The organism is Paenibacillus sp. J22R98, from assembly GCF_059383835.1.
Genome location: NZ_JBXENW010000001.1, coordinates 1,164,004 through 1,180,255 on the forward strand (window position 1 = coordinate 1,164,004; position 16,252 = coordinate 1,180,255).

General features: G+C 46.6%; 15 protein-coding genes. 12 read left to right on the plus strand and 3 right to left on the minus strand.

Annotation, left to right across the window (positions count from 1 at the left end):
* The 10 genes from AC50Y3_RS05435 (at position 1) to AC50Y3_RS05480 (ending at position 11,169) form a co-directional block, all read left to right on the plus strand.
* Positions 1-798, plus strand: coding sequence for a glycosyltransferase family 2 protein (locus tag AC50Y3_RS05435; RefSeq protein WP_494817707.1), 798 nt, complete (start codon positions 1-3; stop codon positions 796-798).
* 17 nt (positions 799-815) lie between these two features.
* Positions 816-1,829 (plus strand): UDP-glucose 4-epimerase GalE, encoded by a 1,014-nt coding sequence (gene galE / locus AC50Y3_RS05440; protein ID WP_494817708.1) that lies wholly within the window; start codon positions 816-818, stop codon positions 1,827-1,829.
* Between the two features lie 13 nt (positions 1,830-1,842).
* Entirely contained in the window at positions 1,843-2,610 is a 768-nt protein-coding gene (locus AC50Y3_RS05445) for a GT-D fold domain-containing glycosyltransferase (RefSeq protein WP_494817709.1), read from the plus strand.
* Positions 2,611-2,755: 145 nt separating this feature from the next.
* Complete coding sequence (locus AC50Y3_RS05450; RefSeq protein WP_494817710.1) at positions 2,756-3,460, plus strand: hypothetical protein; 705 nt, start codon at positions 2,756-2,758, stop codon at positions 3,458-3,460.
* Positions 3,451-4,308 (plus strand): hypothetical protein, encoded by an 858-nt coding sequence (locus AC50Y3_RS05455; protein WP_494817711.1) that lies wholly within the window; start codon positions 3,451-3,453, stop codon positions 4,306-4,308. The genes AC50Y3_RS05450 and AC50Y3_RS05455 overlap by 10 nt, the downstream gene beginning before the upstream one ends.
* Positions 4,309-4,329: 21 nt before the next feature.
* Positions 4,330-6,648: a sensor histidine kinase gene (locus AC50Y3_RS05460; protein ID WP_494817712.1), complete on the plus strand. Its 2,319-nt coding sequence runs from the start codon at positions 4,330-4,332 to the stop codon at positions 6,646-6,648.
* A 35-nt stretch (positions 6,649-6,683) separates the two neighbouring features.
* Positions 6,684-7,343, plus strand: a complete 660-nt coding sequence (locus AC50Y3_RS05465; protein WP_494817713.1) for a response regulator — start codon at positions 6,684-6,686, stop codon at positions 7,341-7,343.
* Between the two features lie 183 nt (positions 7,344-7,526).
* Positions 7,527-8,276, plus strand: coding sequence for a CRISPR system precrRNA processing endoribonuclease RAMP protein Cas6 (gene cas6 / locus AC50Y3_RS05470; RefSeq protein ID WP_494817714.1), 750 nt, complete (start codon positions 7,527-7,529; stop codon positions 8,274-8,276).
* Positions 8,273-9,034: a hypothetical protein gene (locus tag AC50Y3_RS05475; RefSeq protein ID WP_494817715.1), complete on the plus strand. Its 762-nt coding sequence runs from the start codon at positions 8,273-8,275 to the stop codon at positions 9,032-9,034. Before cas6 ends, AC50Y3_RS05475 begins: the two co-directional genes overlap by 4 nt.
* A 29-nt stretch (positions 9,035-9,063) precedes the next feature.
* A complete protein-coding gene (locus AC50Y3_RS05480) occupies positions 9,064-11,169 on the plus strand; it encodes an AAA family ATPase (RefSeq protein WP_494817716.1) in 2,106 nt (701 codons plus the stop codon).
* A 328-nt stretch (positions 11,170-11,497) separates the two neighbouring features.
* Here the strand turns inward: AC50Y3_RS05480 and AC50Y3_RS05485 are convergent, their stop codons facing one another.
* The 3 genes from AC50Y3_RS05485 to AC50Y3_RS05495 all read right to left on the minus strand — a co-directional run bounded on the left by AC50Y3_RS05485 (position 11,498) and on the right by AC50Y3_RS05495 (position 13,948).
* Positions 11,498-12,217 carry a glycosyltransferase family 2 protein gene (locus AC50Y3_RS05485; protein ID WP_494817717.1) on the minus strand — a complete coding sequence of 240 codons (720 nt, stop codon included), beginning with the start codon at positions 12,215-12,217 and terminating at the stop codon, positions 11,498-11,500.
* A 63-nt stretch (positions 12,218-12,280) separates the two neighbouring features.
* Positions 12,281-12,982, minus strand: coding sequence for a PIG-L deacetylase family protein (locus AC50Y3_RS05490; protein WP_494817718.1), 702 nt, complete (start codon positions 12,980-12,982; stop codon positions 12,281-12,283).
* A gap of 237 nt (positions 12,983-13,219) precedes the next feature.
* The gene (locus AC50Y3_RS05495; protein WP_494817719.1) at positions 13,220-13,948 is read right to left on the minus strand and encodes a glycosyltransferase family 2 protein; all 729 of its coding nucleotides are present in this window, start codon (positions 13,946-13,948) and stop codon (positions 13,220-13,222) included.
* A gap of 232 nt (positions 13,949-14,180) precedes the next feature.
* Between AC50Y3_RS05495 and AC50Y3_RS05500 the strand changes: the two genes are divergently transcribed.
* Both AC50Y3_RS05500 and AC50Y3_RS05505 read left to right on the plus strand, forming a co-directional pair.
* Entirely contained in the window at positions 14,181-15,254 is a 1,074-nt protein-coding gene (locus AC50Y3_RS05500) for an ATP-grasp domain-containing protein (RefSeq protein WP_494817720.1), read from the plus strand.
* Positions 15,226-15,954, plus strand: a complete 729-nt coding sequence (locus AC50Y3_RS05505; RefSeq protein ID WP_494817721.1) for a PHP domain-containing protein — start codon at positions 15,226-15,228, stop codon at positions 15,952-15,954. The genes AC50Y3_RS05500 and AC50Y3_RS05505 overlap by 29 nt, the downstream gene beginning before the upstream one ends.
* Positions 15,955-16,252 lie beyond the last annotated feature (298 nt).

Genomic DNA, 16,252 nt, shown 5'->3' on the forward strand with positions numbered 1-16,252 from the left:
ATGGAATCAGAAGTAACGGTACTCATCCCTACGTATAATGCAGGGGGGTTCTTGAAGGAAGCGATTGAAACCGTATTTAAACAAACCTATGTGCACTGGAAACTGATCGTCGTCGACGATGCTTCAACCGATGAAAGCATTGCACTCGCGAAGCCCTTGCTGGGGGATTCGCGCGTTACGTATATGTGTAACGAAACGAACATGGGTCAATCGAAAACGATGAACGTCGGTTTGGCTGCCGTTACAACGCCTTATGTGATCCAGCTCGATGCGGACGACTGGTTCTTTCCGTATACGCTTGAGGTATTGCTGGCTGAGGCACGCAAGCAGCCGGAGCATGTCGGTTTGATCAGCGGGAACATCAATTCCATCTCGATCAATCCGAGCGGGGGTTTATTTTTCAACATTGTAACGAAGAATCGTTCTTTCCGGGATAAATTCGATTTTCTGCTCTCCAATATGTCGCAATGGCCCCGGTTTTACCGGACTTCCACGTTAAAATCGATCGGCGGTTGGCCTACGGATGATCCTTATGAAGGCAGGTATATGGAAGACAAACGGGTGCTGATGCGGTTGATCGAGGTATGCCATTTTCATTGGATCGACGTACCGCTGTACATCCACCGCAGGCATCACCACAATCAAACGAATTTGATCGATATCTACCGCGAGATTACCGAATGGAATATTCGCAATGCCCTGAAACGCTGGGGGGACGAATATGAGCCTGTGTTTGTGAAGGATAACGGTTGGATCAAAATCGTTGATTTAAAGCCCAAATCTTCAGGTATTCGATAGAGAAAGGAGAGGAACATATGTCTATCCTACTGACCGGTGGAGCAGGCTTTATCGGGAGTCATACTTGCGTGGAGCTGCTGCATGCAGGTTACGACGTCATTGTAGTTGACAACTTGTCGAACAGCAATCCAGAGTCGCTGGGCCGTGCACAGGAAATTGCAGGCAAGCCGCTGCGATTTTACAATGTCGATCTGTTGGACAGTGAGGGGCTGAGCAACGTGTTCGCTGAGCATGACATCGAAGCGGTCATTCATTTTGCAGGATTTAAGTCCGTGGAAGAATCAGTTGCGAAACCTCTGAGCTACTACCATAACAATATTACCGGTACGTTGGTTCTTGCGGATATCATGCATAAGTACAATGTAAAAAAACTGGTGTTCAGCTCATCGGCGACTGTTTACGGCTTGCCGGGACATGTACCTATCCAAGAGGATGAGACGCTCAAGGCAACCAATCCTTACGGACGAACCAAGCAGATGATTGAGATCATATTGGGGGACCTTACGGTCGCCGATCCAGCTTGGAGTATCGTGTTGCTTCGTTACTTTAATCCGACAGGAGCTCACCCTAGCGGGCGTATAGGAGAGGACCCAAAAGGCCTACCCACTAATATCATGCCGTATATTACCCAAGTGGCGGTGGGAAAGCTTCAAACGCTGAGCGTGTTCGGCAGCGATTACCCGACGACGGACGGTACGGGGGTCAGGGATTATATCCATGTGGTGGATATAGCACGAGGCCATTTGAAAGCGTTGGAGCATACGCTGCGTACGGAAGGAATAGCAGCGTATAATCTGGGGACGGGAACAGGATATAGCGTGCTGGAGCTCGTGCATGCGTTTGAGAAGGCTACCGGCTGTAAAGTGCCTTATCAATTGGTGGACCGTCGGCCTGGCGATGTGGCCGTCAGTTATGCTGATCCGCTGAAGGCCGAACAAGAACTCGGCTGGAAGGCCGAGAAGGATTTGGAAACGATGTGTGCAGACGCATGGCGCTGGCAGTCGCGCAATCCCGGAGGATATGCATCATGAAGGGGGTGGACCTTTGGCCTATCAAGAACTGAATACCGGGCAAGTCATGGATCAAATCCTATATTCGCTTGATCGCCATTTACCGCTCTCCGTCATATCCGTAGGGGTTACCGAAACGCATGTCCTTGCACAATATGAGGTTTTTTCGGAAGAGCAATTTATGCGCCATCCGGAAGCACATGTTGCGAATCATTCTAACGTAACAAGAGGGCATACGCATCGCGGGATTACATTTCCAAACCTAGAGGCTCGCGATGCTGCGTTAGAAGCGGTAAGAAATGCGGATATCGTCGGTATCAACATTCGGGTATCACAGTCAGGGGAGTTGACAAGACAAGTATTCGATGTCTATGGCATCGCTCCGAGATACGTATTTGAGGCTTACACCAGACGAGTCATCATGATTTCTCAACAACGGAAATTTTATGACATGTTAAAGAACAGAAAGATTATCATCGTGTGCAGCTACGCAGACGAGGTAAAGAGAGCCTTGGAGAACAGGCTGCAGGCTAAGCTGGATTTCCAAATTACGGGCACGATCAACATCGTGCGGTATGAGGATATCCCTAGGGTAAAGCAGGAATTAAGGGATTGCGAGTTTGACTTGTGTTTGCTGGCTGCCGGAACAAATGCAGTCATTCTTGCTCCGCATATCGCCAGAGATTTAGGGAAGGTTGCGTTTGATCTCGGTCAGGGCATGGAAACGTTAATCACCGGCAAGATCGAAGGGGAGGAGTGGCTCTCCGGACAAATAAAGTTAGCTAAACTCTTGGAAATGTAGAATCACGCTGTCAGCCGGCACCGTATATGAGGTGGCCGGTTGTTTTATGCCATTCACGGAACGTTCTCGAGATTGAATTGAGGACGGCGAATTGGAGTCATGATACGTTTTTTTTCGGAGTATTCTATACGGGAGGGATGCTTAAATGGATTTTGACGCTCAGACTTTTGTGTCCCGCCTCATATTCAGCAACTTCCGGAACGTGGACTTGGAGCGGCGGCTGCGCTTGTCATCTCCTCATGAAGGAGAAGTATGCGCTTATTGCGGTAACCGTTTTGATTTCATGGTGCCGATGAAGCAGCTAGAGTTGTCACGTTATACCGATTGGCATCTCCATCAAGCCCGAGCAAGCGAATTATTCTGCCTTCCATGCACAACAATCCTTAGAACGGATGAGTTTCGGCGGAAAGCCATCGTTGCGGACGCGAATACGGTCCAATTCTTGACGATGGCAGAGCAGCGCGATAGAGAAGCACTCATCCACTCCCTATTTTATAAGCCTCCTCTCCCTCCTTTTGCGATCAGCATTCCATCCGATTATCGAAAACATATTACGCTACGCGCAAAACTTAATTACGATCAGTCACAGTTTTACGTCCAATTCGGCGAACAATCAGTTCTACTTATACCCGCTTTACATCGAAACATTTATGAATCGGTAAAGGCGTTCATTCTATCTGGTGTTTCCTCCGCTCAAATCGAGAGGGGCACGTATGTACAAGGCAAACACCTACAATACGAGTCGTACATCTCATCCCTTCGTCCGTCGCCATTATTATCGCTTGTATTGGCATTAACTAAGTTTGACCAACCGTTTTGGAAGGAGCAGGAGGGATCGACATGTCCGTAATCGAAACGATTCGAGGCAAAGTCAAATCGCTGCAGCCGATTATTCATGGAGCCGACATGCCGGACGAAGGGATAGCTGCTCAAGGGAATGAGCGATTCTTCCGTAAAATGAAAGTATGGTATGAAGGAAAGACCGTACATATTCCTGTAATCAGCGGAAACAGTATCCGCGGCATTATGCGTCGGCTTGGCGCACAATCTTTTCTGGAAATGTTGGAACTTGATCCGGAACGGATCGGACGGAAATTGCACTATTTGTTATATGCCGGAGGATCGCTCGATTCGGGTGCGGTGAAAGGACGGCAGAAAGCAAAGCAGGAACCGTACAGGCCATTCATAGAGGAGCTCCGTGAGCATATCCCGCTTGCATCCCTAATGGGTTGTTCATTTAAGCGGCAGCTGATTCATGGGAAATTGATTGCCGACTTCTTAGTCCCGATCGTAGACGAAGTCGCTGAGCTGTACGGGGAGCCGAAACCAGGCATTCGCGCCGCCGATATAACCGACTGGCTGTTCTATACCCGACAAGACCATTCGGATTCTCCGAAAACTGACCGGAACCAAATGATCTACAAAACGGAATATATCATACCGAACATGACATTTATGCATGGTTTCACTTTAATGGGGGCAAGCAGTGTGGAAACGGCTTTGTTCTATCATCTGTTGGAGGAGATGAACCGATATGGTAGAGTCGGCGGCAAAGTAGCGCAAGGCCACGGTAAAGTCGAGTTCCACTATACATTGAAGGCTGATCGTTCAGTGGATCCCTATATCAGCTATATCGATAAGAACAAAAAAGCGATACACGCATTTCTGCAATCGAATTGGAGCGATGGGGAGAACTAGAATTGAAAAGAGGGGATACCCTTGGTTGTCCGCTTTCATATTAAGTATTTGATGCTGCCTATTGTTATTTTTGTTGCATTCGTATTTATACTGACCATTCAAAAGCCCTATATCGGGATCAAGCTTCACGAGACGGCCAGCGGCGAGTGGCAAATTACGAATATCGATGCGGATGGTTGGGCGTATAAGCAAGATATTAGAGTGGGCGATTCCGTCATAAAGGTCGATGAGAATGAACCGGGGCTTGCGTCAACGGTCAAAACCTACGGCATCCTCGAGCAGGTGCGCAGCATCGCGATTGAACGAAACGGCACGGTCGAATCGCACGAGATTCCAAGCGGATTGACGGAGGATCAGTTTAGATTATTCGTTTGGTATCCCGGGTTTACTTTCCTTATTATTATGGCCATCTCGGGATTCATCGTATTTAAGAAGCCTGATCTTCCCTACTTTTATGGTCTTTTTTTCTTTCTCGTTTTAGTCGGATTAAGTTATGTTTGCGGGGGAGCATCTTCCCAGGGGCATGTTTTGCCTGAGTTATTCAGTGGAGCGGCTTTCTTATTCATTCCATATAGTTTCCTGCAATTCTTGAATAGCTACATCCAATCCATTGGCGGATCAAGCATCGTTCCCCCTTTTATTCTACGATTATTCATTGCGCTTAACGGATTGCTGATCGGCATGGAAGCTGTTTTTACGCTCCTGCGAGTAAGCTCTGCCTATGAGATCGTAACGCTTTCCCTGCTGAGCTGGTTCATCACCGAGTGCGCGGTGTGCGTACTGCTGCTGGTTATGGTCGGCGTGCGGAACCGGTCGCTAATCTATAAGACCGAGATCAAAATTATGCTCCTTGGCATATTTTTATCGTTTGGACCGTTTATCGGACTTTATGCGATTCCGAAGCTAATGGCCGGCTCCGGATGGGTATCGGTGGGACATACCGCGATTTTCCTTGTAGTGCTCCCTGCAACGTTTATTTATTTGATTACGGCCAAACGATTGCTTGATATTGATTTTTATCTCGGGCGATTTCGCTATAATGCCGGACTAGCCTTCATATTGTCGTTCATTCACTGGCTGCTGGATTCGTTACTGAGCCGTTCGCCCGATCTTCAAATCGAATCGCTGGTCTACTTTCCTCTAATTGTTATCTTAATGCTGTATCTTAAGGAAATGCTGGATTTCCGTTTTCGATCGAGGCACTTTATGATGAAGAAAGATTTTCAATTGAGAATGGACCGATTTGCATCCCGAATTTCGAAAGTTATGAAAGTAAGTGAATTAGAAGAACAGTTCATACAGGAAATCAAAGAGGGGCTTGGGATTCAAGCTATTTCCTTATTGGAGGTGGACCGGCGCGATTTCTCCATCGAGTTGATTGTCGGTTATGAGAGGTATCCGATCGAATTCGTGACGAATGCGCTGTTCATAAAACCGCTGCAACTCGGAGTGATTGAAGTATTGAATGATGGCGCGATCCTATTGGCCGGAGAGAGAATGGGGAAATGGTATATCGTATGGATTGGAGAAAAACAAAACGGCACCTCGCTCAACATCGACGAAAAAGTTTGGCTTAAAACCTTATCCCGCTACGTCAGCATCGTTTATGAGAATCTATCCCTCGTTCAAGGGCTTTCCGACGAGTTCAAGGATACCGTGAAGAAGCAGTCCGAAAGGAATACGCCGCCGTGGCTGATGCGCTTCATCTTTAATTTGCAGGAAAATGAAAGAAGCCGGTTTGCATTGGATCTGCATGATTCGGTCTTGCAAAATCAACTGTATTGGTACAGAAGAATCGGGGAAGTAACGACTGATTTCGACATGTCGGACGCGGTGCGGCAGGAAATGATCGCGATTAGAGAAGGATTGCTCGATGTCATTCATGAAACGCGTTCAACCTGCAATGAGCTTAGGCCGTCTTTACTGAAGGAGATCGGGCTAGTCGAATCGCTAAAAGAGTTGTTCCATACGATACAGATGCGCGAAAATTTTACGATTGAGTTCGATTACGATGAATTCGATACGGAATTGGACTATGAATATACGATTGCGATGTACCGCATTATGCAAGAGCTCCTCGGAAACGCCGGGAAGCATTCTAAAGCATCGAAGGTGAAGGTTCACATCTCTATCATGCCACAGGAAATCTCGTTGTTATATAGTGACAATGGAGTAGGAATAGGCAATGCAAAGAAACATGGCGACTTAAGCCGTATCGGACTTACCGGTATTAAGGAACGCGTGTCCAGCCTAGAAGGCAGGATCCAATTTAGCGGAAGTATGGGGAAAGAGACCGTAGTCAGGATATGGCTGCCGCGCATGTTTGCTCCGGTAGAATGAACTTCAGCCTAAATATAAACGAAAGGAGCGCCCCCATGATCAGCATATTGCTTGCAGACGACCATCCGTCGGTCCGAGAAGGGACCATACATATGCTTGAAAGGGAAAGCGATATGTCCATCACTGCCGTATCTTCGGGAGCGGAAGTACTGGAGATGTTTAAGCAGGCTACGTTTGACATCCTGCTGCTTGATCTGATCATGCCCGGCATGAACGGACTTGAGGTAGCCCGCAGCATCAGCGAACAAAACCTCGATGTAAAAATACTCATCTATACCGGTTACGATATTGAACCTCATTTTAATTTATTGATAGAGAACGGAGTATCCGGATTTATCAGCAAACTGTCGACGCGTGAGCAAATGATCCAATCTTTGAGATGTGCCGTGAACGGGGAGGCGTTGCTCCCGATTAGGCTTCTTAAGCAACTCAGAAGAACCGACATCCAGGTTCTGCACGCCAAAGGGGAGAAATCGCTTGATCGAATATCGATCAGCTCCAAAGAACAAAGCATCCTGAATGAAATTCTCAACGGAAAAAGCAATAAAGAACTGGCCCAGATTTTTTTCATGAGCCAGCGAACGATCGAGTATCATTTGACCCGCATATTCGAGAAGTTGAATGTGAGCTCCAGAGGGGAAGCCATTGCAGAAGCGCAGCGGCTGGGATTGATTTCTGATTTGGACTTGCGGTAATGGACTTGCGGTAGGCGTACGAGGCAGCGCAAATTTAATACGGTAAATAGCATGCGTGTTGGCGTTCGGAAACTGGAAGCGAATTACATATCCTTTAGATTATACGGAAGATTATGCGGCACCTAAGGATGTGTTGTCTTGATCGCAAATACGATCTTGCTTTTGCGGAACAGGCGGAGGTGCGTGGTCCGCAACGTTTACCCGAATTACATTCATGGATGGGTGTACAACGAAATCCGCCATACTCCGGTCGGCCGCTACTATCATGAAGCGCAGAAATCTCCTTTCTCGATTAAGGAAATCGAGAAGGAATTCGATGGCTCGCTTATGATCCATTTCGTATTTTTCGATGCAAGGGTGATGCTGACATTCTTTCGTCATGTTGAGAAGGGAAAGGAAGTCCGCTTAGGCCAGGACTATTATATGGTGGATGAGATTATCCTACACCATGATGATCACCCGAAAGCGGGAATCGTCAGCTATGATGTCTTTTACAGCCTTCCTATAGCCGAAAGCATAGAGATGAATTTCCAATATACGGCGTTCAATAGCGGACGACAGACGGTGACGCTACCGTTCCCGGACAAAATTGTGAACAGCCTCTTGAGCAAATGGAATGAAGCTGCACCAGAATCGATCGAATCGACCGCGGAGTATAGAAAGCGCCTGGCATCCGGCTTGCTGATTACCTCCCATCACATTCATTCTGTTATTTATCCGATTCGCAAGGAAATAACCTTGAACACCTTTTCCGGAAAGGCAGTATTTAGTAATGTGCACGAAGCCGGTACCTTAAGGGGAGTTCTGAATCGGCTGCTTCATTTCTCGCACTATTCCGGTGTTGGCTGGAAGTGTTCATTCGGTATGGGACGCGTGAATCTGAACCCAAACTCGCTGAAGCATGCATTCGGGGAGAGGAGGCTGCTCCTATGATCAGCTACAAAAACCTTCAGGTCACATTTACGTTAAACTCGGAAATGATTATTCCCGACTATCCCATTGGCTTTGATGCACTGCTAATGAAGGCGTTAGCCTTGAAGGAGAATCACCCGCTGGAACCAAGCAAAGGGACTCCTCGTTCGTTGGAGCTGCCGATTGAACGTCATCAAGACTCTTTGTTGTATTTGGCTAGCGTAGGTTTCACTCGTTCAAAGGGGAGAAATGTACAATTTTATACGAAACGCTATTCAGGCGACCTCCCGGATGACCTGGACTTGAGCGGTGGCTATTTCAAGGCGTACCACCGGAATGTCTATACATTGGCTTGCCCAGTGGAAGTCACGTTCTATTGTAGGGGAGTGCCATCTGAGATAAAGGAGCTGGCAGTCTACATCCCTGCTTTAGGAGCGAAACGCTCGCAAGGGTATGGAAAGGTGGCAGACGTTCAAGTTGAAGAAATCAAGGAGGACAGGAGCTGGATTTATCGAAATGAACCGATGAGAGCCATTCCCGTCCGATATTACGAGGATAAATTACAACAATGGTATTATGCATTAACGTCACCTATTCCTCCCGGTTTCGCTCCGGAATCCAAGGAAGTTTGTTACCTGCCGCGCCCGAGTTTATGGCTCCATATTTCTTCCTGCAGCGATAAGGAACAGAGCAAGCCCTATACGGATTCAAGAGGATCTGCGACTTTTAAGAAGAAGAAAAGCCTGAGAAATATATGGAGTGAGCGGGGCGAAGAATGAAGGGGAACCAAATCTACTCAGGATGTCTGATGAAGATCAAGTCCAAGGGGCAGGAGAAGGCAGGGTGGTTTCAGACCCATCAGGGTTCGTCGTTCCGTATTCGTGCAAGAGCGCTCCCGACAGCCTTCCAGAACCTTATTATAGAAGGACAGTACACAACGGAGCATATATTTATCGTCAATCGTTACCGTCTCCTTGCGACTATCTCTGAGGTGCTCCCGAGTCATTTCGCAACTCGCCATCCCATTACTTTTAAACGCATGCATCCTCATCTTGACGACGATATCCGGACACTGATCGAACACCCGGAGTTGCTGGACCGATGGACGGCTGGTGACAGATTGGCATGTGAACTTATTAAAAATAGCCTGATTGAGCAGTACACCTTGCCGAATCTGCTTAATCATCTACAACGGTTCGAGCTTTCTCGTAAGATGTTTCACGAGATCTGTGAAATATTAGGCTTTTCGGCCATTGACTTCATCGAAGGGCAGCCGTATCTATTGAACCGCGTCCCATCCGTTCCCTTCCGGGTTGCCGATACGCTTGCGCTGGAGGCCGGGATCGAGGCGAACAGTCCCTACCGGATCGGGGCGGCCGTCCAGTATGTGTACATGCAATATTTAAACGGAGGAAACAGCTACATTAGCGGTGCCGAATTCGAGAATAGGGTCAATGCCTTGCTGGGAAAGTCGCTGCCGAAGGATAAAATCCGCAATGAAATCGAACGATTTGCGCAGGAACAGGATCATGAGCTCATTTGCAGAGGGAATTTATTTTTTGACCGGCACTTATATTTTGCGGAAATTCAAATTGCACAGCGCTTAGCCGACTTAATAGCGTGCCCTACATCTAAACCGGAAAGTTTAAGCGGAACGATTCGGACCTTAATTAGCGAAGGCAGGCTTCCTAATCTGGATGAGGATCAAGAGAGGGGGATCGAACAATTTTTTGAACATCCGGTTCTTCTGGTTCGAGGAGAAGCAGGCACTGGGAAAAGCAGCTGGATCGCGTATTTGCTTATTGTCTTACAGACCCTGCTGCCGGGCATTCAGATTAAGTTGGCTGCACCTACCGGAAAAGCCGCGAGGCAGTTGGAAGTGGTGACCGGTTATCCGGCGCAGACCATTCATGCGCTGCTTGGAAAGGGAAGAGACAAAGCCAGCCGCATTTGGTATCACTATAAGAAAAATCCGCTGAATACGGACGTGTTAATTATTGACGAAGCCAGTATGGTCAACGAGTATCTATGGCGTGACTTGCTCTGGTCTGTGGAGCGTGGGACGCGGCTCGTCTTTGTTGGCGATTCGAACCAATTGGAACCGATCGGCCCGGGGCGGCCGTTCCTGGACATGATTTCTCTTGGATTTCCGACAGTTACATTAAAACGAAATTATAGGAATGATAGCTCGATCCTCTCGTTGGCACGGGCCGTCCTTCTAGGCGCGGTCGATTATTCGCACTTGGAAGCGGAGGGCATCCAGACGATTCCTACTGAAACAGTAGAGGAAACCAAAGAAAACATCGTCCGGATTTATCAAGATAAAGCAAAACGGTATCCGGTCATTACCATGTACAGGGAACAATACAGTCTCGGTACGGACCGTTTGAACCTATATATTAAGCAGCGAATCAACCCTGTGAACATGGAAGAAGGGATGGGGGCAGGAGATCCCGTCATTCAAATGACCAATACATCAAGAGCAGACAATGGCGAAGTAGGATTGATTCGATCATTCCATCCATCCCAGAGCAGCTGCATTTTTTTTGAACCGGATAAAGAAGTTCTCTACACATTTCCGGAGCTAATGAGTGAGATGGAGCTTGCCTATGCCATTACAACGGCTAAGACACAAGGTAGTCAGTATGAGGGAGTCATTATTCCGCTAACTGAAATCGGCCTTGAAATCCCTCATCGGCAATCCATGTGGTATAAAAATTCATTATATACAGCGCTAACGAGAGCTCGGAAAGAGTTGGTTCTAATCGGTGACCCCCGTATTCTGATAAACGGGGCTGTTCGCAAAGGTTTGGCACGTAAAACGATGCTTGTGAAACGAATAAAGCATGTATTCGAAGGAAGCGGGATCCTCCCGGACTCCAATGCCCCTGCCAAAGGGATGACAGACAATTAAAACTAGAGAAGGTTCTAGTATCGATTCAATTCCCTGCCATAAGGGATGGCTTTTCATACGAAGGCAGCCGGTGAAAAGGGTGCCTTTTTTGTTATGCCAAAACGGCTGAATAGCATGATGGCTACCGCATTCTCAACGAATAGGCTGAATAGTTAAATCACTCATTGACAAATGAAAACCTTTGTATTGGTTCATGGCGCATGGGGAGGGGGCTGGAACTGGCGCTGTGTTGCCAAGGCTCTCCGAGCAGCAGGCTATGAGGTACAACACTCCAACACTTACAGGAATGGGTGATCTTGCCCTAATAGAAGGCATACTGACCGAGTGGTTATTTCACCGGCCGATCCGCCCATTTGCGGTAATAAATTGTTCTTGCAACAAATAAACTTCCTTTCAACACATTTTTGTCGCTTTCTCTCCAGGTATGGCTCTGCTTATTTTTTCTTCTAATGCCTACGAAATTGTAAGGCGAAGTGGCGAACAGTTTATATCCTTTAGCTCGGCATCTTCGCATAAAATTAACATCTTCTCCGAGCGTCAGTTTAGCAAAACGAATACGTTTGTGTAATTGCCTCCTGAACAATAAGGTACCCCCGGCCACATATTTCACGAATTTATTTTTTTTAGAGGGTGTCGTAATGACAAGGAGGCGTCTGCCTTCGAAAAACTTCAAATGAGCACCTTTCCCGACTATACCGGCTCCAGTTCGGCGCAGAGCTCTTACTTGTTCTAATAAATAATTAGGTGAATAGTAATCATCATCGTCAAACTTGGCGATGACCGGATATTTAGCTCTATTAATTCCGTAATTCAAACAACTGCCCAAAGTAAACGTTTCAGGCCTTTTAAAGACCTTGATATTTGGAAATCGAGAGGCTTTCCGACGATATTCTGTCAGGTTCATGCTGCCTTTGTTTAAAACGATGATAAGCTCCTTTGCATTGTAGCGTTGCCTTCTAAAATTATAGATTAGTTTATTGAAGAAAAGCGGACGATTCGTGCAAGTAATGACCGAGACCCCGCTTACGCGGCTGGTTTGCATACTCATAATGAACTCCTTTCCAAGATCGCACGACTTTTTTTCTTATCAACATAGAATGTGATGTGGAACTTAACCGTGCATACGGATGATTTCAAATGCTTCTGCAAATTCCACGTAAGTCTGATTTCCGCGAAATTTTGCTTTATGAAAGAGACTTTCAGGATGAACGGGGTGACGCATGGATCCGATCTGAGTCTTGTAAGCCTCCAATGCGCTCATTTTGAGGTTCATTTCCTCTTTCGTAAGCGATACATAGAGATTCGGTTGAAATGCAAGTTCTCCGTCTGTCTCATAAACCAAGACGGCTCCGTTCCAGAAATAAGGTCGCACCGCCGCTATTGCCGCTTGATGAAGAGCTTCGTGGTCCTGATGTTTGGTGATGGAGGGGATATATATTACTGTTGGACGAAATTCCTCTATATGGCGTTCGATATGTGCAACCAGCTTTGCTCGGGGGAGAAGGTCGAGTTTGCTGTCATATAACTGTTTGCCGGATTTGTCCGGGTAAAGAATATGATAGTCTACCACTCCGAGAAGACGCATCGCTTCTTTAAATTCTGATAATCTCTTCCTTCCACTATAGGTGCCGTATCCACTTTCTTCCTTGCTGTAGCGATTGGAGTCATTTAATGTTATGGAGGCTATAACGGTTCGAACCGAACTGCCCTGACTTAAATATTTTTGAATGACGCCGGCACAGCCTAGCGTTTCATCATCCGCGTGAGGGGCTAAAACAAGCGCACGTTGACCGGAGTAGGGAAAAATGCACATAATTATGACACCTCCTTCTAGTTTTTATATCGATACGACATACTCTATGAAAAAATGATAGAAGATTCCTATGCTGCGCCCTATGGATGCAAAAAAAAAAAAGGCCTTCGAGCGTACTCGAAGGCTTACTCTATTCGATCAATCAGTGCAACTCATGTAATTATGCTTTATTGCGTAGAAACGACACATGGCTCGTATGCTTATTTCCTCGCCGATAATGCTCCTAAATGATGGAGTTCAATGACGTACCACGAATTTTCTGTAGGCCGTGCAGTTCTTTCGAACAATGCGAGTGTACCGATGATTAATAAATTCCCGGTCGCTCACTTTCCAGGTGTGTGAGTTATGCTGCTTCCGCCTCAATGCACAGAAATTATATTTGTCCCCAGCGTAAAGTTTAAAGCCTTTACGCCGGCAGGCCCGGCAAAAACTAACATCTTCTCCGAGCGAGCGGTTGGCGAATTTTACTTTATTCCACACGCTTTTCTTATAGGAGATTGTTCCGCCTGCCAGAATGGTGACAAAACGATTTTCCGAATAAAAGCGCTGCAGCAGCATTTTGCTACCGCTTAAATGAATGAAATAAGCGCGTTTACCAACGAGATCCGCCTTTGATTTTCGAAAAGAACGCATGATGCCGGTCAGGTAATTAGGCGCATAATACTCATCATCGTCCATCCTGGTGATATAAGAATGCTTCGCTCGCGCGGAAGCAAAGTTTAAGCATTGTCCTAGCGACCGGCGACTGGGCAGCTGAAACACGCGGATATTTTTAAATTTGGATGCAATGGCTTGATATCGTTTAATATTGACATTATCCATATTCAATACAATGATCCATTCTTTATTCGGCCAAACTTGTCTGCGATAATTCCAAAACATATGCGTCAAAAAATTCGGTTTATTGGTGCTCGTGATTACGGTAATACCCGCTGCAGACGACTTTTGATTCCTGAGTTTGGACATGCCGGCACCTCTTTGATGTAAAATTGTCATTCGAAACTAGCCTCAGAGACGCAGGAAGCTTTGACACCCCACACTCTGCATGATTAATTACGCTATAAGTTACAGTCTATGGCTAGGGGTTGACCGATTCCTATGCTGCAGCCTATTTTGCGGCATTTCTAGATACCTGTCCGAAACAACTTATCCCGTTAACGACTATATTGATGTTAAAAAGAATAGGGGTGAGGGATAGGTGAAACCAATTGTCCGTATTCTCTTAACCGGTGCCGGATCACCTGCGGCTCCAGGTGTAATTCAATCGCTGAGAAATAGTGAGGACTACAAGTTCCACATTGTCGGCGTTGATTGCAATCCGCTTTCGGCCGGATTCCACATGACTGACTTGCATTATATAGGACCGAGGGCATCGGACGAACAATTCATTCCCTTTATCGAACAAATCTGTAGGAATGAAAGAATTGATGTGCTCTTTTCACTTGTCACGGACGAATTAATCAAGCTTTCAGAGCATCGAGATGTATTAAGTCAATGGGGTACGCACATGAACCTGTCTGCTGTCCCTGTATTACAAAACGTGATTAATAAAGGAATTCTATACACCGAACTGCAAAAGATGGGAATCGCCGTCCCCTCGTTTCAAGTAACCTCATCTGCCGAGCAGTTTGAAAAGGCTCTAACGGCGTTGGGGTATCCAGAACAACCGGTCTGTTTTAAGCCAACGATCTCTGACGGAAGCCGAGGATTCCACATCCTGGATGATCATATTGACCGCTTTGAGCTGCTGTTTCGGCATAAGCCAACGTCTGTTTATATCAGTCATTCCGAGCTCCTTCGCGTTATTCAAGGCAGAAAAGAATTTCCGGAAGTGCTCGTAATGGAATATTTGCCCCATGAGGAGTACAGTGTGGATGTGTTAGCGGAGAATGGGAAAGTCATGATTGCTGTTCCCCGTCTTCGAGAAGCGACCTTAGGGGGGATTTCGACCAAAAGTCTCATTCGTAAAGATCAAGATATTATCGACTATGCCACCGCGGTTGTGGAGCGCATGGGATTACATGGGAATATTGGGATCCAAATTAGAAGAGACCAGTCTCGCCAGCCTAAAATCGTGGAGATCAACCCTAGAATGCAGGGCACGATTGTTCATTGTACGGCGGCGGGGATCAATCTGCCGGTTCTGGGGGTTAAGCAGGCTTTAGGAGTGCTGCCAATGCATTTGGCGTCGAAAGTAATATGGGGAACCCGGATGGTTCGGCATTGGAAGGAGGTTTTCTATCATGCTGATGGATCTTCATACACACTCTAACTATTCTGATGGGAAAAATACACCTGAAGAAATGATTCAAACTGCTATCGAACTGGGGTACGAGGGAGTTGCGATCACTGACCATGTTTGGAGGACAAGCGCTTGGGTCCCGGACTATGCAGAACATCTAGAACAGCTAAAGACCAAATTCCGCGGTTTAATCCAAGTCTATTCAGGCATCGAAGCCAAGGTCTTAACTTTGGAAGGGGATATCGACGCCAACGTGTCATTCCTCCCGCTCGTGGATCTTGTCCTCGGATCATTTCACCGCATACCCAAGCCCCATGGATTTTACTCCAAAACCAACGATGCCCACATATCCAGAAACGAGATTGCGGAACATTGGTTCGTTTCCTTCTGCCGAATGTTGGATAATCCGCTGCTTGACATCATAGCCCATCCCTTATCTGAACTCAAAGGATTCGGCATTGAGAGCCGTCAACTCCCGATTAAAGAACTCGTTGACTTTATTGGAGCGTCTGGCAAAATCCTTGAAATAAACGTTCGGTACAATTCTGTCGACGAACCGATCATTCGAATGGCAGCGGAGCAGGGTATTCCAACGCTTGTCTCTTCCGACAGCCACTCTGTCTCAGACATGATCAAAAATAGTGTGTTCGTCAAAGACCTTTCCAACCGGGGGTTTCAAACGATAGACATCGAGCGGTATATTCGTAATAAAAAAGCATCTCAAAAATAGTAACCCCCAAAAAAATTGCTATCGGCTTGAATTACCGTGGCGATTTTTTTATTGCCATGATCATGTTGATATTTTCGTATGCTCATTCTTCATCCACGCTCCCACGCGGGGATTTATTACCTGGGACAAGTACTTTTACATAGTCTAAGCCGACTTCTATGAGGTCACCTTCAAATGATACAATTATTCGCTGAGGGCGAGACCGAATTTGCGGACGGTTTTGAAACCAGTTCACAAACAGCAGCCTTTTTGGCTTTATTACCAGTAATAGATACGTTCTAAGGTATAATCAAGTGAC